Source organism: Sphingopyxis sp. MG (assembly GCF_002953155.1).
Lineage (GTDB): Bacteria > Pseudomonadota > Alphaproteobacteria > Sphingomonadales > Sphingomonadaceae > Sphingopyxis > Sphingopyxis granuli.
In genome coordinates this window covers 2,053,564-2,073,140 of record NZ_CP026381.1, presented here as the reverse complement: position 1 = coordinate 2,073,140, position 19,577 = coordinate 2,053,564, and the positions used below count along the sequence as shown (strand labels likewise).

The following is a 19,577-nucleotide window of genomic DNA, read 5'->3' as shown; positions in this document are numbered from 1 at the left end:
TTCAGCATGACGAAGCGGGAAGAGGCGGCGTTTCGCCGAAATCGCCGCCTCTTCGCATATGCCCCCTCCCCCGGAAGGGGAGGGGTTGAAGTGTTGGTGTCAGGCTTCGCCTTCGGCGGCTTCGCCTTCATCCTTGGTCGTGTCGCCGTCGCTCGACTTGAGCGCCGACGGGGCGACGATCGTCGCGATGGTGAAGTCGCGATCGGTGATCGCGCTTTCCACGCCCTTCGGCAGGGTGACGTGGCTGATGTGGATCGACTCGCCGACGTCGAAGCCGGTGACGTCGATCGTGATGTCGTCGGGAATCTTGTCCGCTTCGCAGATCAGTTCCAGCTCGTGGCGCACGACGTTCAGCACGCCGCCGCGCTTCAGGCCCGGGGACTTCTCCTCGTTCGCGAACAGCACGGGAACGCCGACCTGCACCTTGGTGTCCTTCGACACGCGCAGGAAGTCGGCATGGATCGGACGATCCTTGACCGGATGGAAAGCGACGTCCTTGGGCAGGGTGCGGATGGTCTTGCCGCCCACCTCGATCATCACCACCGAGTTCAGGAACACGCCGGTCATCAGCTGCTTCATCAGCAGCTTTTCCTCGACGTGGATCATCAGGGGGTCTTCGTTGCCGCCATAGACGACGGCGGGGACGCGGCCATTACGACGCAGCTCGCGTGAGGCTCCCTTGCCTGCACGTTCGCGCGTCTCGGCCGTCAGCGTCAGCTGATCGCTCATATCATTTCTCCGAGAAACGGTTGCACAATCCGCCACGCCTCCAGGGATGACCATGACGGAAGCGCGGGCGCATAGCGGGGAAAGGGCGAAAAGGCAAGCCGCCGGCGCGAAATGGCGCGATCTACTGCACCCGCGTCACCGTCAGGCCGTCGGCCTCCAGCAGCGCGGGCACGCCCTCGGGGCCGATCAGATGCCCCGCGCCGACCGCGACCAGCAGCGTGCCGGGGCGGTCCATCCGCCGTTTCACCCACGCGCTCCACCGCCGGTTGCGGTCGGTCAGGATCGCCTTGCGCGCCGCGGGCACCGCCTCGACGTCGGCATTGATGACCGCTTCGAGCGCCGCGACGTCGCCGCGCGACCAGGCGTCGGCCAGCGCGCCGACCTCGCGCGGCGCGCTGTCCGCGCGGCTGGCGGCGCGCTCCAGCAGCGTGCGCTGCGCCTCGGGCGGCAGCGTCTCGAACAGCAGCAGTTGCGCCTTCGCGGTCTCCAGCCCGCCGATCGGTTTGTCCGCGTCGCGGAAAGCGGCGGTCAGGCCGGCTTCGACGCCGGCGTCGGGCGATAGCTTCGCGAGCGCGGCCGTGCGCTGGCCCATCAGCACCATCACCGCCCAGTCGTCGAGGCGGTCGCCGCCGAAGCCGCCGCCCTTCGCCTCCAGCCTGCGATAGCCGCCGAGCGCTTCGCCCGACAGGCGCCGGTCGATCGCAAGCGGCGCGCTGCGCGGCGCAAGCTGTCCGAAGACTTCCCCGGCCGCCGCCAGTTCGTCGGGCGACAATTCCATCACCAGCGCGTCGGCGGCGCGCATCGCCTCGGCGACCTTGCCGCCGTGCCAGTCGGTCCCCCTGGGCAGTGCGTGCATCGTGCCGAGCAGATAGATGCGCGTATCGGGATCGGCGACCAGCCACATCGCGGGTCGCGCCTCGCGCGGCGGTTCGGCCGAACCGCACCCGGCGAACAGCAGGAAGGCGAGGGCGACCGCCGCGCGGCCGCCCCGGCGCCGATGCCAACGGCGCCGCGTCATCCCTATTCGACCCGCGTCGCGGCCAATCCGCGTTGCTGGAGATAGGTCTGCACGCTTTGCGGTCCGGCGAGGTGTCCGGCGCCGACCGCGACGAACAGGGTGCCGGGTTGCTCCATGCGCGCCTGCAGCGTCTCGGCCCAGCGCGCGTTGCGGTCGGCCAGCAGGATCTTCGCCAGTTCGGGCGTGGTGGTCATGCTTTCGTTCATCAGCACGGCAAGCTGATCGGGGTCGCCGTTGCTCCACAGCGTCACCAGCTTGTCGATCGTCGGGCCGAGCTGGTCGATGTCCTTGACCGTCGCGTTGAGGTAGGCGACCTGCTGATCCTCCGGCAGCGTGTCGAAGAAACCGAGCTGCTCCTCCAGCGTCTCCAGACCCTCGATCGGCTTTCCGGCGGCCTTGGCCGCGCGCGTCAGCGTCTTTTCCGCGCCCTGTTCGGGATCGTAGCCGAGGTTGGTCAGCGGCAGCACCGACAGTGTGACCGCGGCGAACCAGGGCTTGAACGCGTCGAACTGCGCCGGCGGGATGCCCAGCCCGGCGAGCGCCGCCTGATAGGCTTTCAGCGCATCGGGTTCGAGCCGCGACGACAGCGTCCTGCCGCTCTGGTCGAGCGCGAGGGGGATCGTCGCCTTGGCGGCCGCCATCTCGTCCTCGGGCAGCACGACCTCGAGCATCAGCGAATCGGAGGCATCGAAGGCCTGCTTCACCGCGCCGTCGAACCAGCTCAGCCCCGGTTTCAGCACGTGGATCGAGCCGAAGAGGTAAATTGTCGTATCCTCGTCCTTCACCACCCACAGCGCGGGCGCGGCGCGGGTTTCGGCCGGTGCTGCTGGGGCGGCGGCAGCGGGTTCGTCGACCTGCGCGAAGGCAAGGGGGGCGGCCGAGCCAAGCGCGAGGGGAAGCAGCGCGCACGCGGCGGCAAGCGTCTTGAGCCAGGGTTTCGTTCGGTTTTTCATTCGGGGAAAGCCTTTCATCCGTTCGGGGGTATGTGCCGCAAGGGAAATGGGGAAAGCAAGCGCGGCGGGATCAGCGGAATTTGAGCCAGAGATAGACGACCGCATTGACGACGAGCGTCAGCAGGAACAGCAGCATCGCGTCGGGCGACGGTGCCAGTGCGGCGCGGTGCAGCACCCACCATACGGGCGCGGGAAACATCAGGGCATACCATCCCGCCGTGCTCGCCCACAGCCAGGCATGCTCCTCATGATCGTCGATCGCGCGGTGATAGAGGATCATCGCGATCGCGAGCCCGATCGTCCAGCAAAGCGCGGCCGCGATCGCGAAGCCGGGGGTGAGCGAACCGGTCGCGAGCATCTCGGTCAGGCCGCGCCCTTCGGGCTGGTCGACCACGAGCCAGCCGCCGATAAGCCCGCCGACCAGCGCGGCAAATCCCAGCGACTTCCAATAGCGACGACGGCGCGGCGACATCGGGCGGCGCGGGCGCGGGGTTTCTGCATCAGTCATCGGCATGTCCTTTCTGGCCATCGTCGAAGATTTCCTCGATCGGCATGCCGAACAGGCGCGCCAGCTTGAAGGCGAGTGGCAGCGACGGGTCGTATTTGCCCGTTTCGATCGCATTGACCGCCTGCCGCGACACATCGAGCCGCTCGGCCAGTTCGGCCTGGCTCCAGTTGCGCATCGCGCGCAATATCTTCAACTTGTTGTTCATCGGCGCCTCCAGGGCTCGTCGTGCCGCCAGGCAGCCGCCATCTCATGCGCGCGGCGACAACGCCACCATCATCAGCGCCATCTGCGCTTCCCCCCTCGCGGCCTGAGCGATGGCGTTCGCCGCTTGCGGTTGCGCGCCGGCGACCGTCTCGGCGATGCACTGTGCTTCGATCGCGCGGTCGGCGACGCTGCGCAGACCCGTGCGGCACAATTGGCGCGCCGCGCTTTTCAGCCGCGCGTCGAGTTGCGTCCGGCCGCGCGCCGAAGCGAGGTCGAGGTCGGCGGTGCGGACCGCGATGCGGCCGGTATCGGCATCGGCGCTCGCGGCAAAGGCGGGCGAACCGCCGAGGGCGAGCGTCAGGGCGAGGATGGCGGCGCGAGTCGTCATGGCATCGGTTCCTTCATCGAAGTGACAGTCATGTTGGCCTGTCGTTTTGTCAGGTTTCCATGACTATATGTCGCGATTCACTGACCATGTCAATAAAACATGACAAAAAGTTGGGTTAGCCTGACACGGCTGGTGATTTTCCTCCGTGCCGATCGGGAGCGGAGCCTTGACCCTGCGCCGCTGCTGCGCCAATGCGGCGGCGATTTTGCACCTGCGAAGGAAATGCGGCCGTGGCCGACGCCGAAGCGAAGCGACCCCTCAGCTTTCAGGACGTGATCCTGACCCTGCATGCCTATTGGGGTGCGCGCGGCTGTGCGATCCTTCAGCCCTATGACATGCGCGTCGGGGCGGGGACCTTTCACCCGGCGACGACGCTGCGCAGCCTGGGGCCGGAGCCGTGGAATGTCGCCTATGTCCAGCCGAGCCGCCGCCCGACCGATGGCCGCTACGGCGAGAATCCCAACCGCCTTCAGCATTATTACCAGTATCAGGTGATCCTGAAGCCGTCGCCCGCCGACATTCAGGACCAGTATCTCGGCAGCCTCGCCGCGATCGGCATCGACCCGCTGCTCCACGATATCCGCTTCGTCGAGGACGATTGGGAATCGCCGACGCTGGGCGCATGGGGACTCGGCTGGGAAGTGTGGTGCGACGGGATGGAGGTGTCGCAGTTCACCTATTTCCAGCAGATGGGCGGCTATGACTGCAAGCCGGTCGCGGGCGAGCTGACCTACGGGCTCGAACGCCTCGCCATGTATATCCAGGGCGTCGACAATGTGTACGACCTGCGCTTCTCCGACCCCGTTGGCGACGTGCCGGGGGTCAGCTACGGCGACGTGTTCCTCGAAAATGAGCGGCAATTCTCGAAATGGAATTTCGAGGTCGCCGACACCGATACGCTGTTCGCGGGCTTCAAGGCGGCCGAGGCCGAATGCGAGCGCGCGATCGCCGCACAGGTTCCGCTCGCCGCCTACGACCAGGCGATCGAGGCGAGCCACCTCTTCAACCTGCTCCAGGCGCGCGGCGTCATCAGCGTGCAGGAACGCGCCAACTACATGGCCCGCGTCCGCGACCTCGCCAAGGGAAGCTGCAAGGCGTGGATCGACAGCCAGTCCGACCGCTGGACCGCAGCCTGGCCGGGATGGACGCTGTGATGGCCGTCCAAAATCCTCCCCGGAACGGGGAGGGGGACCACGCGCAGCGTGGTGGAGGGGGCTCGCGGAGCCTGCAACGCCCGCAGGTCTATGCCGCCCGCAAACTCCGCCGCGAAATGACCTTGCCCGAGGTTCTCTTGTGGGAGCAACTGCGCGGCCAGAAACTGGGCGCGAAATTCCGTCGTCAACACCCGGTCGGTCCCTATGTCGCGGATTTCTGCTGCATGGCTGCAAGACTGATCGTCGAAATCGACGGCGAGGCGCATGATCGCGGGACGGCACCGGCTCGTGACGCCGCGCGTGAGGCACGCCTGGCAGCGCAAGGATTTGAGGTCGTTCGCGTGACGGCAAAGGATGTGCTGGAAAATATGGACGGCGTCGTCGCGCTGCTTCGGCTCAAGGCCGATAGCCCCTTCCACCATGCCTCCGGCATGGTCCCCCTCCCCGCAAGCGGGGAGGATGTGCAATGACCGACTTCCTTCTCGAACTGCGCAGCGAGGAAATTCCCGCCCGTATGCAGGCTGGCGCGCGCGCCGAGCTGGAAAAGCTGTTCCGCGCCCGGATGGCGGCGGCGGGGCTGGCGGTCGGCGATCTGACCGTCTGGTCGACCCCGCGCCGGCTCGCGCTGATCGCGAAGGACCTTCCCGACGCGACCGCCGCGGTCAGCGAGGAGTTGAAGGGTCCGCGCACCAGCGCGCCGCCGCAGGCGCTCGAGGGCTTCCTGCGCAAGACCGGGCTGACGCAGGACCGGCTCGAAGACCGCGACGGCGTCTGGTTCGCGGTGATCGACAAGCCCGGCCGTGCAACGAACGAGGTGCTGGCGGAGGCGATTCCCGCGATCGTCCGTGCCTTCGCCTGGCCCAAGTCGATGCGCTGGGGCCGCGACAGTGCGAACAGCGACAGCCTGCGCTGGGTGCGGCCGCTGTCGGGCATCGTCGCGCTGTTCGGCGAACGGTTGATTGCGTGTGAAATTGGCGGGATTTCCGCGGGTTTCGCGACGCGCGGCCATCGCTTCCATTGCCCGGGCGAAATCACCATCGGCTCGGCGGCGGATTATGCCGACAAGCTGCGCGCCTGCCATGTCATCGTCGATCAGGAGGAACGCGCCCGCATCATCCGCGAAGGCGCGGCGAAGGTCGCGGCCGACGCCGGGTTGACGCTCGTCGAGGACGAAGGGCTGGTGGTCGAGAATGCCGGGCTCACCGAATGGCCGGTGCCGCTGCTCGGCCGCTTCGACGAGACCTTCCTCGAGGTGCCGCCCGAGGTGATCCAGCTCACGGCGCGGGTGAACCAGAAATATTTCGTCGTGACCGGTGCCGACGGCAAGTTGGCGAACGGTTTCGTCTGCACCGCGAACATCGCCGCGAGCGACGGCGGCGCGGCGATCGTCGCGGGCAACCGCAAGGTTCTCGCCGCGCGCCTGTCCGATGCGCGCTTCTTCTGGGAACAGGACCAGAAGAAGACGCTGGCGCAGCACGCGGAGAAGCTGGCGAACATCACCTTTCACGAAAAGCTCGGCACCGTCGCCGACAAGGTCGAGCGCGTCGCGAAGCTCGCGCGCTGGCTGGTGGAAGAGGGTGTCGTCGCTCCCTCGTGTGTTCCCGCGCAGGCGGGAACCCAGGGCGGTGATGCGCCGGCGTCTGCGGATGCAAGCTCTGGACCCCCGCCTTCGCGGGGGAACACGGAAGTGTCGCGCAAGGAACTGGCTGACCAAGCCGAACGCGCGGCGCGCTTGGCGAAGGCCGACCTCGTCACCGAGATGGTCGGCGAGTTCCCCGAATTGCAGGGCCTGATGGGCGGCTATTACGCCCGCGCCGAAGGCCTGCCCGATGCCGTCGCCGACGCGATCCGCGATCACTACAAGCCGGTCGGGCAGGGCGATGAGGTGCCGACCGCGCCGGTGACGGTGGCCGTGGCGCTGGCGGACAAGCTGGATACGCTGCGCAGCTTCTTCGCGATCGACGAGAAACCGACCGGATCGAAGGACCCGTTCGCACTCCGCCGCGCTGCGCTCGGCATCATTCGGATCGTGACCGAAAATAGCCTGCGTTTCCCGGTCGGGGAGGGGGAACTGCTCGACTTCTTCGCCGATCGCCTCAAGGTCCAGCAGCGCGAGGCCGGCGTCCGCCACGACCTGATCGACGCGGTGTTCGCCGCCAAGCAAGAAAGTGGCGCCGGCGAGGGCGATCTCGTTCGTCTGCTTGCGCGCGTGCAGGCGCTGCAGGCCTTCATGGCGACCGACGACGGCGCCAATCTGCTCGCGGGCTACAAGCGCGCCGCGAATATCCTGAAACAGGCGGGCGAGGTGACCGATGCCGCTGCCGCTACCGCGCCTACCGAGGTCGATGCAACCCTGCTCGCCGCGCTCGATGCCGCCGAACCCGCGGCGTCGGCCGCGGTCGACGCCGAGCGCTTCACCGATGCCATGGCGGCCCTTGCGACGCTCCGCGCGCCGATCGACGCTTTCTTCGAGGGCGTGATGGTCAACGATCCCGATCCTGCAGTCCGGGCGTATCGCCTGGGCCTGCTCGCCCGATTTACCGGCGCCGTCCATGGCGTCGCCGATTTCTCGAAGATCGAGGGCTGATGCCATGGCTATGCGGCATCCCTTATAGTGCGCGAAGCAAATCTGAATCGACCATAGGGCGTGGCGTCCCTATTTCCCCGCCAACCCTCCTCCCCGGGGCAGCAGGAGCATGACATGACGACGATGGTGCATTTGTTCGGCGGCACGGCCACGACGGCCGAGCGTGCGAAGGAATTGCTGGGCGGCAAGGGCGCGAACCTGGCCGAAATGGCCTCGATCGGCCTGCCGGTGCCGCCGGGCTTCACCATCACCACCGAGGTCTGCACCGCCTATTACGACAATGCGGAGCAGTTCCCCGCCGGCCTGGCCGACGAGGTCGCGAGCGGCATCGCGCATATCGAGGGGCTGACCGGCCGCACCTTCGGCGATCCCGCCAATCCGCTTCTCGTCTCGGTCCGCTCGGGTGCGCGCGTGTCGATGCCGGGGATGATGGACACCGTCCTCAACCTCGGCCTCAACGACCGCACCGTCGCCGGGCTCGCCGAGGCGTCGGGCGACCCGCGCTTCGCGTGGGACAGCTATCGCCGCTTCATCCAGATGTACGCCGACGTCGTCATGGGCCTCGACCATGCGGCGTTCGAGGAAGCGCTGGAAACCGCGAAGGAAGACAAGGGCTTCTATCTCGATACCGAGATGGCGGCAGAGGATTGGCAGGCGCTCGTCATCGAATATCAGGCGATCGTGCAGCGCGAGACCGGCGCACCCTTCCCGCAGGAGCCGAAGGATCAGCTGTGGGGCGCGATCGGCGCCGTCTTCGCGAGCTGGGAAAGCGACCGCGCGAAAGTCTATCGCCGCCTGAACGCGATCCCCGGCGAATGGGGCACCGCGGTCAATGTGCAGGCGATGGTGTTCGGCAACATGGGCGATACGTCGGCGACCGGCGTCGCCTTCACCCGCGACCCCGCGACCGGCGAGCGCGCCTGGTACGGCGAATGGCTGATCAATGCGCAGGGCGAGGACGTCGTCGCGGGCATCCGCACGCCGCAATATCTGACCCGCGCGGCGCGCGAGAAGGCCGGCGCCAAGCCGCTCAGCATGGAAGAGGCGATGCCGGAGACCTTCGCCGAGCTGGGCAGTGTCTTCGACACGCTCGAAAACCACTATCGCGACATGCAGGACATCGAGTTCACCGTCGAGCGCGGCAAGCTGTGGATGCTCCAGACGCGGAGCGGCAAGCGCACCGCGAAGGCGGCGCTGAAGATCGCGGTCGACATGGCGGCCGAAGGGCTGATCTCCGAGCAGGAAGCGGTGCAGCGCGTCGATCCCGGCGCGCTCGACCAGCTTCTCCATCCGACCCTCGACCCGAAGGCGCCGCGCGACGTGCTGACCAAGGGGCTGCCGGCGAGCCCCGGCGCCGCGTCGGGCGAGATCATGTTCGACGCCGACAGCGCCGAAAAGGCCGCGGGAATGGGCAAGGCGGTGATCCTCGTCCGCATCGAGACGTCGCCCGAGGATATTCACGGCATGCACGCCGCAAAGGGCATCCTGACCGCGCGCGGCGGGATGACCAGCCACGCGGCGGTCGTCGCGCGCGGCATGGGTCGTCCCTGCGTCTCGGGCGCGGGCGGGCTCAGCATCGACGGCGCGGCGCGCGTGCTGCGCGTCGCCGGGCGCGAACTGCGCGAAGGCGACGTCATCACCCTCGACGGCTCGACCGGCGAGGTGATGGCGGGCGAGGTGCCGACGCTGCTTCCCGAACTGGTCGGCGACTTCGGCACGCTGATGGGCTGGGCCGACAAGGTGCGCCGGATGAAGGTCCGCACCAACGCCGAGACCCCCGCCGACGCGCAGGTCGCGCGCGATTTCGGGGCCGAGGGCATCGGGCTTTGCCGCACCGAGCATATGTTCTTCGACGCCGCGCGCATCGCGGCGGTGCGCGAGATGATCCTCGCCGACAGCGAGGATGGCCGCCGCGCCGCGCTCGCCAAGCTGCTGCCCGAGCAGCGCGGCGATTTCGCCGCGATCTTCCGCGTGATGGCGGGCCTGCCGGTCACCATCCGTCTGCTCGACCCGCCGCTGCACGAATTCCTGCCGACGCGCGAAGAGGATTTCGCCGAGGTCGCCGCCGCGGCGGGCGTCGGAATCGAGGCGCTCAAGGCGCGCGCGAGCGAACTGCACGAATTCAACCCGATGCTCGGCCATCGCGGCTGCCGCCTCGGCGTCACCTATCCCGAAATCTACGAGATGCAGGCACGGGCGATCTTCGAGGCGGCATGCGACGTCGCTGCCGAGACCGGCTCGGCGCCGGTTCCCGAAGTGATGATCCCGCTCGTCGCCACGCGCCGCGAATTCGACCTGATGAAGGCGGTCGTCGATGCGGCGGCGAAGGCGGTGTTCGCGGAGAAGGGCCGCGAGATCGCCTATCTGGTCGGCACGATGATCGAACTGCCGCGCGCCGCGCTGATGGCGGGGGAAATCGCGCAGGCGGCCGAATTCTTCAGCTTCGGCACCAACGATCTCACCCAGACCACGCTCGGCGTCAGCCGCGACGACGCGGGCCGCTTCCTGACCCAATATGTCGACAAGGGCATCTTCGTCACCGACCCCTTCGTCAGCATCGACGTCGAGGGTGTCGGCCAGCTGATCGAGATCGCGGCCGAGCGCGGCCGCGGCGCGCGCGCGGGCATCAAGCTCGGTATCTGCGGCGAGCATGGCGGCGATGCGCCGAGCATCCATTTCTGCGAGCGGACCGGTCTCGACTATGTCAGCGCCTCGCCCTACCGCGTCCCGATCGCCCGGCTCGCGGCGGCGCAGGCGGCGCTGAAACGCGGTTGATCGCCGCGGCGGCGCGATCCCCTGTTCGCCGGTCGAAAAAGGCGAAATAGGGGGTTGCGCCCCCCCGCGACTGCCCGTAAAGGCACCGCTCCACGCACCCGTAGCTCAGCTGGATAGAGCACCAGACTACGAATCTGGGGGTCGGACGTTCGAATCGTTCCGGGTGCGCCATTTCCGAACAGCATCGCGAACATATGGCCCGGCTGCCGGGAAATTATCCCGTTCAGGCTGAACCGGCTCCCACGCCCGCCCTGTTTTGATTGGGGTGGGCCTGGCCTTGCGCAAGGCCAGGGCCCATCACCCCCTACATGCCGAAGGCTATGCCGACGCGCCCGCCGGTCGAGCCCTTGACGGTGGACCCCGCAAAGCCGCCGCTGATATAGACGCGCGGCGCGGCGCGGACGACCACGGCGCCGGAAAAGCCCTGTTCGCCGCGATAGGTCGCGAGGTTGAACGAGACCGAAACATCGCTGTCCGGCACGATCATCGTACCCCCCAGCGCCATCGCCGTCGCGATGCCGCCGTTGGCCCGCCGGAATCCCTCCGTCGAGACGCTTTCGAGCGCGTGGACGCGGCTATCCAGTTGCGACACGCCATCGTGGATCGCGGCGATCGCCGATCCGACGTCATGATAGGCGGCTCCCCCGACCATATAGGTCGGCGCGGACATGACTCCGGTTCCCACATCATAGGCCGCCCCGCCGCCCAGCGCGGTCGTGACCGCGGTGGCGGCCCTGTTCACCTGGCCGACATTGACGGCATCGGTGGCCGCCGTGCCAGCCGCAACGTTGACGACGCGCCGCTCCGCGCCCGCCGCGCCGACCGAGACGACATTGTCCTGATCGGCGACCGACCCGGCGCCCAGCGCCACGGCATTGGTGCCGGTCGCAGACGCCGCATTGCCCAGCGCGACATTGCCGTCGCCTTTCGCGACCGACCGGTTGCCGAGCGCCACCGCGCCGTCGCCGAATGCGGTATTGTCCGCGCCGATGGCGACGGCCCCGGTGCCGCTCGCGACATTGGGATCGCCGATCGCCACCGCGCCGTTGCCCGACGCCAGTTGCTGAAAGCCGATCGCGACCGCGCTGCCGTCCTCGGCTAGGGAGCCGGCACCGATCGCCACCGCCGCGCCGCTGTCGGCCACGGCGTCGGTGCCGATCGCGACGGTGTTGATCGCATTGCCCTTCGCGCCGAAACCCAAGGCGACCGCCTGAATATCGGAGACGGTCTGAAAGCCGATGGCGACGCCGCCATTGCCGTTGGCCGCGCTCTGCCCGCCCAGCGCGACGCTATCGGTGCCGCTGGCCTCAGCGTAAGTGCCAAGGGCGGTGGAGCCATCGCCAATGGCCTTGGCCATATATCCCGCGGCGGTCGCGCCGTCAGCGCCGGAGGCCGTCGCGGTGCCGAGCGCGGTGCCGTTCGCCTGCGTGACCTCCGCCCCAAATCCCAAGGCCGAGCCATGGTCGGCGGCTCTTGCGTAGTAGCCGAACGCCGCGGCGTATTCGCCGGCGGTGCTGCTGGAGCCGACGGCGACGCTATACGTACCGGCTTTGGCCTCGCCTCCCAAGGCGACACCCCCAACGCCGGCGTGCACGGTGGTGCCGACGGCGACGCCATAACTATCGGCTTCGGCCGCGCTGCCGACGGCGACGCCCTTAACGCCGGTCTGCGCGGTGGTGCCGATCGCCGTGCCGTCTTTTTCAGCCCGGCTGTCGGCGCCAAGCGCCATGGCGCTCGCGCCGACGGCCGCGGCGTGGTAGCCGAGCGACGTGCTCGATTCGCCTTGCGCCACGGCCAATCCGCCCACGGCGGTGCCATGGGCGCCGGCGACATTGGCATTGGAACCCAGCGCGGTATCGCCTTCATTGTTGGCATAGGCGCCGGATCCCAGCGCCGTGCTTTCCACGCCGGTTGCGTAGGCTTCGGTGCCCAGCGCCGTTGCGTCCTTCTTGTTGGCATAGGCACCTGCGCCGATCGCGACGCTATTGTCGCCGATGGCGGCCGCCGAATCGCCGATGGCGGTCGATTTCTCCCCGCTCGCGAGGCTGTTCACGCCGCATTCGGTCGAATTGGCGCCGCTTCCGGCATTGCATTCGGGCGTGGGGTCGGCCCAGGCGGGCGCGGGGAGGGCGAGCGCCAGGGGCGTGGCGGCGAGGAGCAGGGTCGAAATACGCGTCTTGTGCACGGTCAGGGTCTCCTTGTTATGGACCGTGAGATGTGCGTTGAACCGTGCCTTTTCGGCCCGGCGACCCTGTTGCATCGTCTCTCGCGGCGGCTATGTGCCCTTGCCGATTGCCATGCCCGCCAGCGCCCGTCTTGGACGGCGCGGAACACGGCACGGACGGTGCGGAACAATGCCGAAAAACAATTGATGACCGGCGCAACAGGTAAGCCGTCGATCGTTAGTTGTTTCTCGCCGTGAAAAACGGGCCGGGATAAGTAGTCGTCCCCATTTTTCCCTATCTGCGATCGACCGCACGGCTTGCCGGCCGGTCTGCCGTCAGTTCAGCAGGGTGCGGATCGCCGGCGAAGCCGCGGCGAGGCCGTCGCGCTCCATTTCGTCGAGCGTGGCGCGCGCCATGGCGCGATAGGGGGCGCCCAGCGCCGGGTAATCGGCGTCGATCGCGGCGAGGTGCCGGGCGATCGTGTCGCCGTCGCCGCGCAGCAGCGGCCCCGACAGCGCGGAAAAGCCGTGCGCCAGACTGTTTTCCAGTGCGGCGCGGACCAGCGGCGCCAGCATCGCCTCGGGCGCGTCGGCGCCTGCGGTGCGCAAGGCCTGCGACGCACCGGCGAGCAATGTCACCAGATGGTTGGCGGCGTGGCAGAGCGCGGCGTGGTAGAGGGTGCGCTGCGCCTCGGCGATCTCGACCGCGGTGCCGCCGAGCCGTTCGATCACCGCACGGGCGCGCGGCAGCGTCGCGGGGTCCGAGACCGTGACCGCGAAATGCGCGGCCGCCATCCGCTCGATTTCGGCGCGCGGATTGCCGGTGAAGGTCATCACCGGATGGATCGCCGCGATCTGTGCTCCCGCTGCCGCCAGCGGATCGAGAATCGCCGCGCCGCTGCGGCCGCTGACGTGAAAGACGAAGGGCGCATGCGGAGGCGCCAGATCGCGCGCCAGCCCGGCCGCCATGGCCGCAACCGCGTCGTCCGCGACCGCGATGACGATCAGGTCGCACGCTTCGGCGATCGCGCGCAGGTCGGTGGCGGCCGCGCCGGCAGCCTCTCGGGCGAGCGCCTCGGCCTGCTCCCGCGAGCGGCCCCAGACGAGCGGCGGCAGGTCGGCATACGGAGCAAGCGCCAGCATCAGCGCGTGCGCCACCCGGCCGGTCCCGATGATTCCCAGGCGGCGGCAGAGGCGTTTGTCGGTCATGCGTTCGTCCCTAGCGCGCCGGCGCGCGGGCGGCCATGCCGGATCGGATCATGACGCCGCAATGCAATCCATGCATGGACGCGCGCGGCGCGATCGGCTTATCATCGGCGTCGATCAACGAAAGGGGACAGGGCGGCCATGGCGCACTACGGCGATTTTCAGCACGAGATCTATTTCGGCGGGCTCAGCGGCGTGCTGCCCAAATATCCTGTCGATTTCGCGGGGCTCGAGGCGCGCGCGCAGGCGGCGATGGCGCCGTCGCTGCTCAAATATGTCCAGGGCGGCTGCGGCGACGAGTTCACGCAGGACAGCAATGCCTCGGCCTTTCGGCACTGGGGCATCGTGCCGCGGATGATGGTCGATTGCTCGGTGCGCGACCTGTCGATCGATCTGTTCGGCATGACGCTGCCGACGCCGCTGTTCATGGCGCCCATCGGGGTCACCGGCCTTTGCACGCAGGACGGGCATGGCGACATCGCCGCCGCGCGCGCCGCGGCGCTGACCGGGGTGCCGCTGACCGCCTCGACGCTGTCGAACGATCCGATGGAGGACGTCGCCACGGCGATGGGCGACACGCCGGGCTTTTTCCAGCTCTATACCCCGAAGGACAAGGAACTGGCCGAGAGCCTCGTCCACCGTGCCGAGGCGGCGGGATACAAGGCGATCATCGTCACGCTCGACACCTGGGTAACGGGCTGGCGACCGCGTGACCTCAACGATTCGAATTTCCCGCAGCTGCGCGGGCACGTCCTGTCCAACTATTGGTCCGACCCCCGCTTCCGCACGATGGTTGGCCGCCCGCCCGAAGAGGATGTGCGCACCGGCGTGATGACCTGGGCGGGCACCTTCGGCAAGGTGCTGACGTGGGACGACATGCCCTGGCTGCGCTCGCTGACCAAACTGCCGATCGTCCTCAAGGGTATCTGCCATCCCGACGATGCCCGCCGCGCGATCGATGGCGGCGCCGACGCCATCTATTGCTCGAACCACGGCGGGCGGCAGGCGAATGGCGGCATCGCCGCGATCGACATGCTGCCCGACGTCGTTGCGGCCGCCGGCAGCACGCCGGTGCTGTTCGATTCGGGGGTCCGGTCGGGCAGCGACGTGGCGAAGGCGCTGGCGCTCGGCGCGACCGCGGTCGGCGTCGGACGGCCGTACAGCTATGGGCTGGCGCTGGGCGGTGCCGAAGGCGCCGCGCATGTGCTGCGCTCGCTGCTGGCCGAGGCCGACCTGCTGATGGCGGTCGACGGCTATCCGACCATCGCCGCGCTGCGCGAAGCCGGGGCGCGGCGTCTGCCCTGACGGCGATGGGGCGTGCCGAACGCGGAACGTCGGTTCCGGCGCGACGGATCGTGCCCGGCCCGCGACCGGCCGCCCCGATCGCCTAACCCTTCCTTTACGACGATCGGATAGACCGGGTTCGGGAAAACGCGGGGGGCGCCATGCGGCCGAAGGCCGCCGAACGGAGTGTCGTGGTGCTCGAAAATCAGAAGATTCGGCCGGCGTCGGTGATCGGACCGATGGGCAGTGAGTTGACGCTGGCGGATTTGCCGAAGCGCAACACGCGGCGTTGGGTCAGCCGCCGCAAGGCGGAGGTGGTCGCCGCCGTCGAGGGCGGGCTGATCACGGTCGACGAAGCGTGCGAGCGCTATAATCTCAGCCTTGAGGAGTTCGCCTCGTGGCAGCGGGCCTACGACCGCCTCGGCGTTCGGGCGCTGCGCGCGACGCGCGTCCAATATTATCGGGAGAAGTTCGGCCTCTGACGGCCGACTCCCCCGGCCGATGCTCCCTTATAGCCTGTGGGGATTCGGGTGTTTGCGGACGCATATGGGCGTGTCCCCGCGAAGGCGGGGACCCAGTGCGGTGGAACGCAGACCCTGATTTCATCCGCTCTGGGCTCCCGCCTTCGCGGGAGCACGTGGTTTTGTTTTGCGAAAAAAACTGAATCCCGACAGGCCATAGCCCAGCGCCTCAGCCCAGCGGCACGGCCTCGCGGTCGGGCAGGTCGGGCTTCGGTCCGCCGCTTTCGGTATGGCGCTGCAGCACCACCTGGTCGCGCCCTGCGTGCTTCGCTTCATAGAGCGCGTCGTCGGCGATCTTGTACAGCCGCTGGAAATCGCAGGCGGGACGGACCTCGGCGACGCCGATGCTGGCGGTGACGGTCCGGTCGCCCAAGGACGCGCTATGGTCGCAGGCGGCGATCTCCCGCCGGACGCTCTCGGCGAAGCGGTCGAGCGCTATGCCCTCCATCCCGATCGTCAGCAGGCCGAATTCCTCGCCGCCGAGGCGCGCGACGGTGCAGATCGAACCTTCCCATCGCGCGATCCGGCGCGCGATCCGGCACAGCACCACATCGCCGATATCGTGGCCATGGACGTCGTTGATCGACTTGAAGCGGTCGATGTCGACCAGCAGCAGCGCCGCCGGCAGGTCGTCCGCGCGCGCGCGGTCGAGCAGCGGCGTCACGCTTTCGATGAACCCGCGGCGGTTGGGAAGGCCGGTCAGCGGGTCGCGGCGCGCCAGTTCGCGCGCCTGCGCCTCGGCCGCGCGTGCGTGATCGCGCTCGATCCGCAGCGAGGCCAGCCGGCGGGTCGCGGCGGCGGACAGCCACAGCGCCTGCCAGGTGGCGGCGAGCAGCACGGCCAGCTTGGAGCCGCCGCCCCAGAAGCCGTTCTCGACATCGACGAGGTGAATGAAGGCGAGCACCGCCATCGGCAGGCACCAGGCAGCGGCGAAATCGCGCGCCTCGATCGAACCGCGCCGCCAGCCCCAGCCAAGGCAGATCGCGACGGCGGCGAGGTTGGCGAGGATGGCGAGGCCCAGCACCTCGCCCCAATAGCCGAGGTCGCCGGACTGCATCAGCGCGAGCGGTATGCCCGCCAGTCCGACGCCGGCCCCGAGCGCCAGCGTTGCCCGGCGCAGCGCGGCGGGAACGCCGCTGCGGTCGAGCGCCGTCACCGCGCTCGCGGTGGCGACCGCGATCGCGAGGCAGGCGAGGAAAGTGCAGAGTTGGGCCGAGACGGTGCCCGCCATGAAGGGGAGCAGCGCCAGATGAATCTGCGACCACAGCGTTCCCCACAAGAGCATCGTTGCCGCCCACGCGGCTTGCCAGGCGAGATATTGGCGCCGTACCGCGACGGCGAGCGACAGGCTGTAGATGCCGCTGACGAGCAGGAGCATCAGCGCGGCGCCGGTCGCCGCCGCCATGCCCGCGGCCTGCATACTGCTCTGGTCGCGCGACAGGATATGGGCGCGCACCAGGTCGTGGGCGGCGAGCCGGTCGAAGCGCATCGTGATCGCCGTCACCGACGCGGGGCGGTCCGGTGCCTCGAACACGATCTGCCCGCCCGCCCGCCAATGCGAACCATAATCGCCCTGCCGGACCTGCTGCCAGCGCACCGCGCCGTCGGCATAGGAAAAGGCGACCGCGAGCCGGTCGAAGCGCGAATGATGCACCATCAGCGCGACCGAACGCTGCCCGCTGGCCCATTGCCGCTGGTCGGACCGCAGCCACAAGCTGTCGTGCTGATACCCCGCCGGCGTCCCGCTGCACGAAAAGCGAAGCGTCGACAGGCTGGCGTCCGCCGATTCGATCGGGCTGACGGCATGGCAGAGCGATTGGTTGAGCCGAAGCACCTCCGCGCTCGCGGGCGCGGCGCCGCACAGCGCGGCGAGCGCCGCCACCGCGAGCAGCAGCCGGGCGCAAGCGCGAATCGAAAGGTCCGTCATCGCCTCCATCGCGAACCCTATGGCATCAATGTCTTGGGAAAGCTTTACCAACGGAACGCATGTTGCGTCGACGGGCGTCGTGCGCCATCGCGGATCGCGATCCGCCGCCGGCCGGGCAAGCGAGGACAGGACAAGGGATGACCGAACGCATCGTCGCGATCGATATCGGGGGCACGCACGCGCGCTTCGCGATCGCGGCGATTGCCGCCGGCCGCGTCGTTTCGCTGGGGGAGGCGGTGACGCTGCGCACCGCGGATCATGCGGGGCTGGAGGCCGCGTGGCAGGCGTACGCGCGCCAACTGGCCGAACCGCCGCCCCGCAGCGCCGCGATCGCCGTCGCGGCGCCGACGCAGGGCGACATCCTGCGCTTCACCAACAATCGCTGGACGATCGGGCGCGATCGAATCGGGGCCGACCTGGGCCTCGATCATTGCCTGTTGCTCAACGACTTCGAAGCGATCGGCCATGCCGTCGGCCAGGCGGGGGAATCCTGGTTCGAACCGCTCGCCGGGCCGGATATTCCGCTTCCTGCGCGCGGCACGATCAGCGTCATCGGCCCCGGCACCGGCCTTGGCGCCGCCTATCTGTGGCGCGACGGCGACGCCTGTCGCGTGCAGGAGGCGCAGGGCGGTCATATCGGCTTCGCGCCCTGCGATGCCGTCGAGGATGCCATCCTCGCGCATTTGCGCCAAAGATACGGCCGCGTCTCGGTCGAGCGCGTCGTGGCGGGGCCAGCCATCGTCGGCATCTATGAAGTGCTCGCCGCGCTCGACGGGCGCGCCGTTCCGCCGCTCGACGACCATGCGCTGTGGGCACGCGCGCTCGGCGCGGAAGACGATCTCGCGGTCGCCGCGGCGGATCGTTTCTGCGCGATGCTCGGCAGCGTCGCGGGCGATCTCGCGCTGGCGCATGGCGCCGGTGGGGTGGTCGTGGCGGGCGGTCTCGGCCTGCGCATCCGCGACCGGCTCGTCCGTTCGGACTTTTCCGGGCGTTTCGCCGACAAGGGGCGGTTTGCCGGGATCATGGCGGCGATCCCGGTCAAGCTGATCACCCATCCGCAGCCGGGGCTGTTCGGCGCCGCCGCTGCTTTCGCGCGCCGCCATGCCGGCGATTAGCGGCGATAAGGCAAAGGCTTGTCGAAGCGTCCCCTTCTTCTTTACACCGCCAGCACACCCATCGAAGGAACCAGACGTCCATGCCATCCGGCCTCTTTGCACTGCTCGACGACGTCGCCACCATCACCAAGGTTGCGGCGGCGAGCATCGACGATGTCGGCGCCGCGGCGTCGAAGGCGGGAGTGAAGGCGGCGGGCGTGGTGGTCGACGATACGGCGGTGACGCCGCGCTACGTCACCGGCTTCACCCCCGATCGCGAATTGCCGATCATCTGGCGGATCACCAAGGGATCGCTGTTCAACAAGCTGGTGCTGATCCTGCCGGTTCTGCTGCTCCTGTCGACCTTCGCGGAGTGGGCGATCACGCCGCTGCTGATGCTGGGCGGCAGCTATCTGTGTTTCGAAGGCGCGGAAAAGCTGCTTCATGCGTTGCGGAAGGATAGGACCAGCCTCGACGAGGACGCGGCGATCGTCGCGGACGCGGATCACGAAGAACGGATGGTGAAGGGGGCGGTGCGCACCGACTTCATCCTGTCGGCGGAGATCATGGTGATCGCGCTCAACGAGGTGCTCGACGAACATCTCGCGATGCGCGCCGCGACGCTGGCGATCGTCGCCATCGCGATCACCATCGCCGTCTATGGCGTCGTCGGGCTGATCGTGAAGATGGACGACATCGGACTGCACATGGCGCGAAACGGCGGCGCGGCGAGGCGGGCGATCGGGCGCGGGCTGGTGACGCTGATGCCCCGGCTGCTCGCCGCCCTTGCGACGATCGGCACCGCGGCGATGCTGTGGGTCGGCGGCCAGATCGTGCTGCACGGGCTCGATGAATATGGTCTTGGCGCGATCGGCCATGCGCTCCATGATGGCGCGCATGCCGTCGCGGGCGGCCTTCCGGCGGCGGGCGTATGGGAATGGCTGATCAACGCGGCGGGAGCGGGCCTGTTCGGGGTGCTGCTCGGCGGCGCGATCGCCGGGGCGCTGCACTTCGTTCCGGGCAAGCGGGCGGAGCACTGACGGCAAAAGGCGAAAGGCGGCTGGG

At 68.6% G+C, this 19,577-nt stretch carries 17 protein-coding genes and 1 tRNA gene; 9 read left to right on the top strand and 9 right to left on the bottom strand.

Annotated features, from left to right (window positions below):
* Positions 1-99 precede the first annotated feature (99 nt).
* The 6 genes from C3E99_RS09665 to C3E99_RS09640 all read right to left on the bottom strand — a co-directional run bounded on the left by C3E99_RS09665 (position 100) and on the right by C3E99_RS09640 (position 3,800).
* Complete coding sequence (locus C3E99_RS09665; RefSeq protein ID WP_104959736.1) at positions 100-729, bottom strand: 50S ribosomal protein L25/general stress protein Ctc; 630 nt, start codon at positions 727-729, stop codon at positions 100-102.
* Positions 730-850: 121 nt separating this feature from the next.
* Entirely contained in the window at positions 851-1,747 is an 897-nt protein-coding gene (locus tag C3E99_RS09660; protein WP_076074891.1) for a TraB/GumN family protein, read from the bottom strand.
* A 2-nt stretch (positions 1,748-1,749) separates the two neighbouring features.
* Entirely contained in the window at positions 1,750-2,700 is a 951-nt protein-coding gene (locus C3E99_RS09655) for a TraB/GumN family protein (RefSeq protein ID WP_076074893.1), read from the bottom strand.
* 70 nt (positions 2,701-2,770) lie between these two features.
* Positions 2,771-3,208: a hypothetical protein gene (locus C3E99_RS09650; protein ID WP_158682228.1), complete on the bottom strand. Its 438-nt coding sequence runs from the start codon at positions 3,206-3,208 to the stop codon at positions 2,771-2,773.
* Positions 3,201-3,413 (bottom strand): helix-turn-helix transcriptional regulator, encoded by a 213-nt coding sequence (locus tag C3E99_RS09645; RefSeq protein ID WP_067109053.1) that lies wholly within the window; start codon positions 3,411-3,413, stop codon positions 3,201-3,203. The genes C3E99_RS09650 and C3E99_RS09645 overlap by 8 nt, the downstream gene beginning before the upstream one ends.
* Positions 3,414-3,455: 42 nt before the next feature.
* Entirely contained in the window at positions 3,456-3,800 is a 345-nt protein-coding gene (locus C3E99_RS09640; protein WP_067109056.1) for a UrcA family protein, read from the bottom strand.
* Between the two features lie 191 nt (positions 3,801-3,991).
* Here C3E99_RS09640 and C3E99_RS09635 point away from each other — a divergent pair, with 191 nt between their 5' ends.
* The 5 genes from C3E99_RS09635 to C3E99_RS09615 all read left to right on the top strand — a co-directional run bounded on the left by C3E99_RS09635 (position 3,992) and on the right by C3E99_RS09615 (position 10,487).
* Positions 3,992-4,954, top strand: a complete 963-nt coding sequence (locus tag C3E99_RS09635) for a glycine--tRNA ligase subunit alpha (protein ID WP_067109058.1) — start codon at positions 3,992-3,994, stop codon at positions 4,952-4,954.
* Positions 4,954-5,424, top strand: a complete 471-nt coding sequence (locus C3E99_RS09630; RefSeq protein WP_082797088.1) for an endonuclease domain-containing protein — start codon at positions 4,954-4,956, stop codon at positions 5,422-5,424. The genes C3E99_RS09635 and C3E99_RS09630 overlap by 1 nt, the downstream gene beginning before the upstream one ends.
* Positions 5,421-7,541 (top strand): glycine--tRNA ligase subunit beta, encoded by a 2,121-nt coding sequence (glyS, locus tag C3E99_RS09625; protein ID WP_104959734.1) that lies wholly within the window; start codon positions 5,421-5,423, stop codon positions 7,539-7,541. Before C3E99_RS09630 ends, glyS begins: the two co-directional genes overlap by 4 nt.
* A 114-nt stretch (positions 7,542-7,655) precedes the next feature.
* The gene (gene ppdK / locus C3E99_RS09620; protein WP_067109065.1) at positions 7,656-10,316 is read left to right on the top strand and encodes a pyruvate, phosphate dikinase; all 2,661 of its coding nucleotides are present in this window, start codon (positions 7,656-7,658) and stop codon (positions 10,314-10,316) included.
* A 94-nt stretch (positions 10,317-10,410) separates the two neighbouring features.
* Positions 10,411-10,487 (top strand) — tRNA-Arg (locus C3E99_RS09615).
* Positions 10,488-10,620: 133 nt separating this feature from the next.
* On the opposite strand, the gene C3E99_RS09610 is transcribed toward C3E99_RS09615, so the two are convergent.
* Both C3E99_RS09610 and C3E99_RS09605 read right to left on the bottom strand, forming a co-directional pair.
* Positions 10,621-12,501, bottom strand: coding sequence for a YadA family autotransporter adhesin (locus C3E99_RS09610; RefSeq protein ID WP_158682226.1), 1,881 nt, complete (start codon positions 12,499-12,501; stop codon positions 10,621-10,623).
* Positions 12,502-12,816: 315 nt separating this feature from the next.
* The gene (locus tag C3E99_RS09605; RefSeq protein ID WP_076074901.1) at positions 12,817-13,689 is read right to left on the bottom strand and encodes a Rossmann-like and DUF2520 domain-containing protein; all 873 of its coding nucleotides are present in this window, start codon (positions 13,687-13,689) and stop codon (positions 12,817-12,819) included.
* A gap of 138 nt (positions 13,690-13,827) precedes the next feature.
* On the opposite strand from C3E99_RS09605, the gene C3E99_RS09600 reads away from it, so the two are divergent.
* Positions 13,828-14,991, top strand: coding sequence for an alpha-hydroxy-acid oxidizing protein (locus C3E99_RS09600; protein ID WP_076074904.1), 1,164 nt, complete (start codon positions 13,828-13,830; stop codon positions 14,989-14,991).
* A 173-nt stretch (positions 14,992-15,164) separates the two neighbouring features.
* Positions 15,165-15,452 carry a CtrA inhibitor SciP gene (sciP, locus tag C3E99_RS09595; RefSeq protein ID WP_067109134.1) on the top strand — a complete coding sequence of 96 codons (288 nt, stop codon included), beginning with the start codon at positions 15,165-15,167 and terminating at the stop codon, positions 15,450-15,452.
* Positions 15,453-15,660: 208 nt separating this feature from the next.
* Here sciP and C3E99_RS09590 read toward each other — a convergent pair whose 3' ends face one another.
* Positions 15,661-17,427, bottom strand: a complete 1,767-nt coding sequence (locus C3E99_RS09590; RefSeq protein ID WP_104959732.1) for a GGDEF domain-containing protein — start codon at positions 17,425-17,427, stop codon at positions 15,661-15,663.
* Positions 17,428-17,555: 128 nt separating this feature from the next.
* Here C3E99_RS09590 and C3E99_RS09585 point away from each other — a divergent pair, with 128 nt between their 5' ends.
* Positions 17,556-18,533 carry a glucokinase gene (locus tag C3E99_RS09585; protein ID WP_076074906.1) on the top strand — a complete coding sequence of 326 codons (978 nt, stop codon included), beginning with the start codon at positions 17,556-17,558 and terminating at the stop codon, positions 18,531-18,533.
* A gap of 80 nt (positions 18,534-18,613) precedes the next feature.
* A complete protein-coding gene (locus tag C3E99_RS09580) occupies positions 18,614-19,552 on the top strand; it encodes a DUF808 domain-containing protein (RefSeq protein WP_076074909.1) in 939 nt (312 codons plus the stop codon).
* The last annotated feature ends 25 nt before the right edge of the window (positions 19,553-19,577 follow it).

Bases quoted from the DNA above. Each gene is read 5' to 3' on its own strand.
- C3E99_RS09665 (WP_104959736.1), bottom strand. From the start codon at position 729: ATGAGCGATCAGCTGACGCTGACGGCCGAGACGCGCGAACGTGCAGGC.
- C3E99_RS09660 (WP_076074891.1), bottom strand. From the start codon at position 1,747: ATGACGCGGCGCCGTTGGCATCGGCGCCGGGGCGGCCGCGCGGCGGTC.
- C3E99_RS09655 (WP_076074893.1), bottom strand. From the start codon at position 2,700: ATGAAAAACCGAACGAAACCCTGGCTCAAGACGCTTGCCGCCGCGTGC.
- C3E99_RS09650 (WP_158682228.1), bottom strand. From the start codon at position 3,208: ATGACTGATGCAGAAACCCCGCGCCCGCGCCGCCCGATGTCGCCGCGC.
- C3E99_RS09645 (WP_067109053.1), bottom strand. From the start codon at position 3,413: ATGAACAACAAGTTGAAGATATTGCGCGCGATGCGCAACTGGAGCCAG.
- C3E99_RS09640 (WP_067109056.1), bottom strand. From the start codon at position 3,800: ATGACGACTCGCGCCGCCATCCTCGCCCTGACGCTCGCCCTCGGCGGT.
- C3E99_RS09635 (WP_067109058.1), top strand. From the start codon at position 3,992: ATGCGGCGGCGATTTTGCACCTGCGAAGGAAATGCGGCCGTGGCCGAC.
- C3E99_RS09630 (WP_082797088.1), top strand. From the start codon at position 4,954: ATGGCCGTCCAAAATCCTCCCCGGAACGGGGAGGGGGACCACGCGCAG.
- glyS (WP_104959734.1), top strand. From the start codon at position 5,421: ATGACCGACTTCCTTCTCGAACTGCGCAGCGAGGAAATTCCCGCCCGT.
- ppdK (WP_067109065.1), top strand. From the start codon at position 7,656: ATGACGACGATGGTGCATTTGTTCGGCGGCACGGCCACGACGGCCGAG.
- C3E99_RS09605 (WP_076074901.1), bottom strand. From the start codon at position 13,689: ATGACCGACAAACGCCTCTGCCGCCGCCTGGGAATCATCGGGACCGGC.
- C3E99_RS09600 (WP_076074904.1), top strand. From the start codon at position 13,828: ATGGCGCACTACGGCGATTTTCAGCACGAGATCTATTTCGGCGGGCTC.
- C3E99_RS09590 (WP_104959732.1), bottom strand. From the start codon at position 17,427: ATGGAGGCGATGACGGACCTTTCGATTCGCGCTTGCGCCCGGCTGCTG.
- C3E99_RS09585 (WP_076074906.1), top strand. From the start codon at position 17,556: ATGACCGAACGCATCGTCGCGATCGATATCGGGGGCACGCACGCGCGC.
- C3E99_RS09580 (WP_076074909.1), top strand. From the start codon at position 18,614: ATGCCATCCGGCCTCTTTGCACTGCTCGACGACGTCGCCACCATCACC.